Annotated in this window: 1 protein-coding gene; it reads right to left on the bottom strand. The window is 58.6% G+C overall.

All coding sequences use genetic code 11. The features are described from left to right. A partial coding sequence (locus tag KBW95_RS24435; RefSeq protein WP_211529554.1) for an IS4 family transposase occupies window positions 1-1,368 on the bottom strand: 1,368 nt, incomplete at its 3' end. Between the last annotated feature and the right edge of the window lie 25 nt (window positions 1,369-1,393).

Genomic DNA, 1,393 nt, shown 5'->3' with positions numbered 1-1,393 from the left:
GAGGCCGTGCAGCATAGTGATAGGGCCGGCCTTGGCTTCGCTGGCGTAGCCCATCCAACCGCCTAGACGGGCAATTGTCCATGCAGCCCATGCCATGCTGCGGGCAAGGTAAGGGTTTTTTTGCTTGGCGGTCTTGCCCTGGAGTTTGTCCTGCAGCTTGTCCAGCACTTCGATTTCGTTGTCGTCAAACGCGTCGCCGGCTGGTTGTTCGGTTTGGTTGTCACGCGCATTCACCATTTGAAGCGTGCGTACCGCCGCGAAGGTGGCGGCGCTGGCTAGTTTGAGCAGTTCATCGGCGTGTTCCAGTTGGCTCGATTCAAGATCCATGCCCTGCCGTTTGAGTGTTCGAAACAGCTGTTCGATCTGCCAGCGCTGCTCGTACCACGCCACGATCTGGAGCGCCTCGTCCACTTGCTGCACATCGTGGGTAGTCAGCAAAATCCAGTGCACCGGCTCCTCGCCTGGGAGTACCGAGTCGCGTGTCTCTTGCACCTCCACCACGGACAGCGCGATGCTCGCTTGTCGTGCGCGGCAGCCTTCCGGTCTCTTGATTTTCACCTGGCCGAAGCGTAGTTCAATGTCTGCCTTATGGGCCGTGCGCGCTTTGCTTCGTGCGCCGCCTGCGCTGTGATATGCCTTCGATGCGGCTCGCGCCGGGACATCCAGCACCAAGCTGGCCTTGGCCGGCTGATTGTTCAGCCACTCAAATAAAGTGCCGCCGCCCTCGAGCTGCCGGTCGTAATGGGCACGCGTGAGCAAGTGGACACGTTCATTGGGGACACGGTCCCATTCTTCGTAGATGTCGCTCTCGCGGTCTGCTATGACAGTCACGAGCGCAGCGTCTTGCAGACACTGCGCCGCAGCCTGCGCACCGTCAATCCAGCACATCGATTCCTTTTCCTCGATAGGCCGACGCTCGCGCTTGGGCTGATCCTGAGTCTCGCGTACCCATGTCGCCAAGTGAGCAATACCCAGACAATCATGGTTTTCGGCATCGACGGCCAGCACCGGATGAAGAAACAATCCATACCCTTTGCCGCCACTGGTCGGACCCAATCCGGCGGTGCGCTGCCGGTGAGCGCTAAAGTCGAATTCGCTGGTGTCTTGAATGGCCAGCACGTGACGCCCGACCGCTGCCTTGGCGGTGCGTTCGCTGCCATGCCGGATGATCTCTTGTCGGGTCACGTTAGGGTGCTTCAGAAACCGATAAATTCGTTTCTGCTCAGCACGTTCGTCGCTCAACTGACGCACACACACCGTGCTGCGCTCGATCATTCGCTTCAAAAACAGCATACCACTCTTACAAAGCCGCTCATCACCGAACAGGCCAATGCAGTGTTCATCAGCCAACAGCTCTTCCGTATTCATGACTGGCTCCGCAAGTCTGAAATCA

Source organism: Massilia sp. ZL223 (assembly GCF_018119395.1).
In the GTDB taxonomy this organism is placed as follows: domain Bacteria; phylum Pseudomonadota; class Gammaproteobacteria; order Burkholderiales; family Burkholderiaceae_D; genus Telluria.
The sequence above is the reverse complement of the archived record's forward strand: the minus strand, read 5'-3'. Positions and strand labels throughout refer to the sequence as shown.